The 5763-nt window shown below is 42.3% G+C and carries 3 protein-coding genes; 1 reads left to right on the forward strand and 2 read right to left on the reverse strand.

All coding sequences use genetic code 11. The features are described from left to right. Positions 1 to 32: 32 nt before the first annotated feature. Entirely contained in the window at positions 33 to 2000 is a 1968-nt protein-coding gene (htpG, locus tag AACS98_RS22465; RefSeq protein WP_066384309.1) for a molecular chaperone HtpG, read from the reverse strand. 239 nt (positions 2001 to 2239) lie between these two features. On the opposite strand from htpG, the gene AACS98_RS22470 reads away from it, so the two are divergent. Then, positions 2240 to 2959: a class I SAM-dependent methyltransferase gene (locus tag AACS98_RS22470; protein ID WP_066384311.1), complete on the forward strand. Its 720-nt coding sequence runs from the start codon at positions 2240 to 2242 to the stop codon at positions 2957 to 2959. Positions 2960 to 3090: 131 nt separating this feature from the next. Here AACS98_RS22470 and clpB read toward each other — a convergent pair whose 3' ends face one another. Then, the gene (gene clpB / locus AACS98_RS22475) at positions 3091 to 5733 is read right to left on the reverse strand and encodes an ATP-dependent chaperone ClpB (protein ID WP_066384313.1); all 2643 of its coding nucleotides are present in this window, start codon (positions 5731 to 5733) and stop codon (positions 3091 to 3093) included. Positions 5734 to 5763: the final 30 nt, after the last annotated feature.

The following is a 5763-nucleotide window of genomic DNA, read 5'->3' on the forward strand; positions in this document are numbered from 1 at the left end:
TAGGCACTGAAGTGCCTACTACGAACGGATGATTATTTGCTGGCTTGTTCGGTTAGCTTTGTCAGCATTTCATTTGATCTCTCAACAAAGGATTTCATCCCGTCAGCGTCAAATCCTTTTTGAGACATCAATGCTAAATCATAAACGTGTTGACAGATGAGGTTCACTAATGGATTTGTGGTTGTCTGTCCATCACCTTGAATGATATTACCTTGATTGAGATGAATTAGGTTTTGAATCAGAGGATGGGCAGTGTTTACCAGTAAGATGTGATCTTCGGGAAATTCTGCATTCTGCTGCTGCATCATGGCGTTCATCTCCCGCAGACGACGTAGAATTTCTGGTAATAGCACCATTGCTGGTGGTGTACCTTGAGGATCATCTGACTTTAAGGCTTCGGTGCGAATATTCACTTTTGGTTTATTGAGTGCTGTTTCAAATAACTCTTTGATAACTTCACTCTTGGTTTTGTTGGTGGTGGGGTCAACAATTTCCCCGGATTTGTCTGTGTCTAGTAGGGTATTATCTAAGTCAGAGTCTACCCGTGTAAATTTGACATCACTATATTCCCGTTCTAGGAAGTTAATGAAGTGGGTGTCAATGAAGGAGTCCATAAACAGGACTTCTAAGCCTTGGTTTTTGTGCAGTTCTATATAAGTGGCTTGGCTGGCTTCGTCAGTGCTGTAAAATACGCGGTTTTCGTGGCGTTCTTTGTTACGTTCTAAGTATTCTTTGAGTGTGGTGTAAGGACTACCAGATGCAGCAGGTTTGACATCTTGCCAAACGTCTCCCTCTGCTGTCTGTACTTCAACGTTTGCAGTTTCAGCAGTTGATGCCTCTACTTTGGCAGTTGTACGGAAAATGATGATATCTTCGACTTGTTTTTTAAATTTCTCGTCGTTGAGAACACCAAATTTAACAAATGTACCGAGGTCTTTCCACGCGCTGATATATTGTTCGCGGTTATCGCGATATAATTCTTTGAGTCTGTCGCCGACTTTCTTAGCTATATAATCGCCGATTTTGCGAACGGTGCGATCGCCTTGCAAGGCACTGCGAGATACATTCAACGGTATATCTGTACTATCAATCACCCCCCGCATCGGCGTGAGAAATTGGGGAATAATCTCATCGCAGTTATCACTGACAAACACTTGGTTGCAGAATAACTTGATTTGTCCCTTAGTCACATCTACATCAGGACGCATTTTCGGGAAGTACAAAATCCCATTGATAATAAAGGGATAATCAGTATTTAAATGCACCCACAGTAAAGGTTCTTCTTGGAACGGATACAAATAACGGTAAAACTCTAAGTAATCTTCTTTTGTCAGGTTACTGGGAGACTCCCGCCAAGGTGCTTTTTGCTTGTTTAATACTTCACTATCCAGTTTAATTGGCACTGGCATGAAGTCGCAGTAAGTCTTGACAAGATTCTTAATTCGTGCTGGTTCTAAATAATCTTCTTCATCTGGTAATAAAGTCAGAGTGATAGTAGTACCGCGTGTTGTGCGGGTTGACTCATCCAGGGTAAATTCTGGTGAACCATCACAAGTCCAATGAACTGCTTGCGCTCCTTCTTTGTAGGAAAGGGTATCAATTTCTACCTTTTGCGCCACCATAAACGAGGAGTAGAAACCCAGTCCAAAGTGACCGATAATCGGCTGGTCGGCTTTACCTTCATATTTGTGAATAAATTCTTCCGCACTAGAGAAAGCTACCTGATTGATATATTTTTTTACCTCCTCGGCGGTCATGCCAATGCCATTATCACTGATGGCAACGGTCTTTTTATCTTGATCAATGGTAATAACAATTTCTGGTTCACCGACTTCTCCCGTGTATTCACCTGCACGGGATACCATGTTGAGCTTTTGGATTGCGTCTACGGCGTTAGATATCAGTTCCCGCAAGAAAATTTGATGATCTGAGTACAAAGATTTCTTGATGATCGGGAAAATATTTTCAGTATGAATACTGATTGTTCCTTGTTCCAGCATGATTTGTAATTAAGAAGTGTGTTTTACTGAGGATTTTAAAAGCTGTTGGCACTACAGCCACTTGTAATTATTCAGTGATATCTAGACATAAAAGATGCGGATTACCCTACTCTTGACCAACACATTGTTTAACATAAATATTTTTTTAGCCACAGATACATATAAGTTTTACCTGATTTTGGCGTAACTCAATTATTAAGCATGAAAAATTTCTATCCTGCAATTTATGGGAGAGTAATATGAACGACAACAGCAATAAGATAATATATGAACGGATCAAAAAAATCTATTATTCCTTAGTCAAATACGACTATGATCAGCCCATTATACTCAAATTTATCAGGAAATACTCGCAACCAGCAACCTGCCAAGTGTTAGATGTTGGTTGTGGCTACGGCAAAAAAATGAGGGCGATCGCTACAGCAGGTTATCAAGTCTTGGGTGTAGATGTTAATCCCACACTGGTTGAAGCTAATCAAAAACAGGGATTAAATTGTATCACTTTAGACGAATTTTCCCAGACAACTGACAAGTTTGATATTATTTTGATGTCGCATATTATTGAACATTTTCATCCATCAGATTTAAAAGATTTTCTGGATGATTATCTAGATAGACTGAAATCTGGGGGATATTTAATTATTGCTACGCCTTTGTTAACTGAGTATTTTTATGAAGATTTTGATCACGTTAAACCCTACTTACCGATTGGGATTTTGATGGTATTTGGTAGAGTTGCAACTCAGGTGCAGTATTATTCTCGCAATAAACTGGCGTTAAAAGATGTGCAATTTCGGAGAAGACATTTTAGATTTACTTTAGTTAGGGCGCAAGTGATCAGAACTTGGGCAACAAAATTTTACCAAGTTCTAGAATTTATCTGTGTATTGCTCTATTTTATGTCATTCGGTTGGTTCGGTCGAAAAGATGGCTGGGTAGGGATTTTTCAAAAGATATGAACTACCTACCGACTTCGCTAACGCTACGTCGAAACCTAACCCCCCTAACCCCCCCTTCCCTACAAGGGAATGGGGGATATGTAGAAACGTTTCATGAAACGTCTCTACATTGATCGGGGAGACGGTGAAAATTATGTCATAATTTCTGCGACTGAAACCTTAACTGGTGCTTGATTGCTAAAAGTCAAGCCATTATCACCTTTATCAATGTAAATGGTGTCTCCAGCGATAAAAGTATTCTCTAATAACTTGGTAGCAATGGGGTTTTCAATTTCTCGCTGAATGGAACGTTTTAGGGGGCGTGCGCCGTAAACTGGATCATAACCCCTCTCTACTAAGAAATCACAAGCGGCTGGGGAGATTTCAAAGGAGATTTTTTGCTCTCGTAGCAGATTTTCCACACGCTTAAGTTGAATGCGGATAATTTCGCGCATTTCGCCACGGCTGAGGGTGTGGAATAAGATGATGTCATCTACACGGTTGAGAAATTCGGGGCGGAAGTGCGATCGCAACGCATCCATTACCCGATTTCGCATTGTCTCATACTGGGAATCATCACCAGATACATCTAATATATATTCGCTACCGATGTTACTGGTCATGACTATAACTGTGTTACGGAAATCTACTGTTCTACCTTGAGAGTCAGTAATTCTACCATCATCTAACACTTGAAGCAAGATATTAAACACATCGGGATGTGCTTTCTCTACTTCATCCAAAAGCACCACTGAGTAAGGATGACGGCGAATAGCTTCCGAGAGTTGACCGCCTTCTTCGTAGCCTACATAACCAGGAGGCGCACCGACTAACCGAGAAACTGAATGTTTTTCCATGTACTCGGACATATCTAACCGCACCAAAGCATCATCTGAGTCAAAGAGAAACTGGGCTAAGGCGCGGGCGAGTTCGGTTTTACCGACACCTGTCGGCCCCATGAATAAAAATGAACCGATGGGGCGGTTGGGGTCTTTCATCCCCGCACGGGCGCGACGAATGGCGGCGGAAACTGCTTCTACGGCTTCCTGTTGACCGATGACGCGATGATGTAAATGACTTTCGAGTTGGAGTAATTTTTGACGTTCTGATTCTAACAGGCGATTTACTGGGATACCTGTCCACTTAGCGACAATTTCCGCAATGTCGGCTTCGGTGACTTGTTCGCGGAGGAGAGTAGAACCTTGACTTTGTAATTCTAACAGCTTCGCTTCCTTAGACTCGCGATCGCGCTGTACTCCCTCCAATTTGCCATACTTCAATTGAGCCGCTTTATTCAAATCATAAGCGCGTTCAGCTTGCTCAATTTGCACTCTTAAAGCATCTTCTTCTTTCTTTAAAGCACTGATGGCTTCTAAAAGCTGCTTTTCACCTTGCCATTGATTAGTTAAATCTTGCTGTTTTTCCGTTAAATTGGCAATTTCTAACTCAATTCGCTCCAAACGCTCCCTAGTTTGGGCTGGGACTTTCTCTTCTCCGGCCAGAGATAGCTTTTCCATTTCTAGCTGCATCAAGCGGCGGTCAATGGTTTCTAATTCGGATGGTTTGGAGGTAATCTCCATTTTTAACTGCGCTGCGGCTTCATCTACCAAATCAATGGCTTTATCTGGCAAAAAGCGGTCAGAAATGTAACGGGCTGATAAAGTCGCCGCCGCCACTAAAGCCGAGTCTGATATTTTGACATTGTGGTGAACTTCGTAGCGTTCCTTCAAACCCCGCAGAATAGATATTGTATTTTCTACAGAGGGCTGGTCTACAAATACTTGCTGAAAACGGCGTTCTAGGGCTGCGTCTTTCTCAATAAACTTACGGTATTCATCCAGGGTAGTCGCCCCAATACACCGCAGTTCGCCCCGCGCTAGCATTGGTTTAAGTAAATTTCCCGCATCCATCGCCCCTTGTTGATTTGAGCCAGCACCGACGACGGTGTGCAGTTCATCAATAAACAGGACGATTTGACCGTTGGATTCTGTAACTTCCCTCAGAACAGATTTAAGTCGGTCTTCAAATTCGCCCCGGTATTTAGCACCAGCGATTAAACTACCGATATCGAGAGAGATGAGTTGACGGTTTTTCAGAGATTCGGGGACATCACCATTTACTATACGCTGTGCCAAAGCTTCGGCGATCGCAGTCTTACCCACCCCAGGCTCACCAATTAACACCGGGTTATTCTTACTGCGGCGAGACAACACCTGAATCACCCGACGAATTTCATCATCACGCCCAATTACCGGGTCTAACTTCCCAGATTTCGCCTGTTCTGTCAAATCCCGCCCAAATTTTTGTAGAGCTTCATAACGGGATTCTGGATTTTGATCTGTCACCTTTTGACTACCCCGAACTGCTTTAATAGCTGCTTCTAACTTGCTACTGTCTACATTAAAACCTTTGAGTATCCGTCTACCAACACGCTCATCATCAGTCAAGGCTAACAGGATATGTTCGACAGAGATAAACCCATCTTTCATCCGCACCCTAATTTCTTCAGCGCGGTCAAGCAGAGTATCTAAACCACGACCGAGATAAAGCTGATCACTTTTACCAACTTTCGGTTGACGTTTGATAAAACTTTCTAGCTGCTCTTGTAAACGGATAGGGTCAACTTCTGCACGCGCCAAAATCCGCAGAGCTAAACTTGTAGGATCTTCTAAAAGAGCAAGAATTAAATGCTCAACATCTAACTGCTGTTGTTGATATGCCCGGACTATATCCTGAGATTTAACAATTGCTTCCCAGAGTTTATCAGTAAATTTATTAGGATCTGTAGGCTGCATCTTTACGATTTTGGATGTGTAACTTTAAGA

The organism is Anabaena sp. CA = ATCC 33047 (genome assembly GCF_963870205.1).
GTDB lineage: Bacteria > Cyanobacteriota > Cyanobacteriia > Cyanobacteriales > Nostocaceae > Trichormus.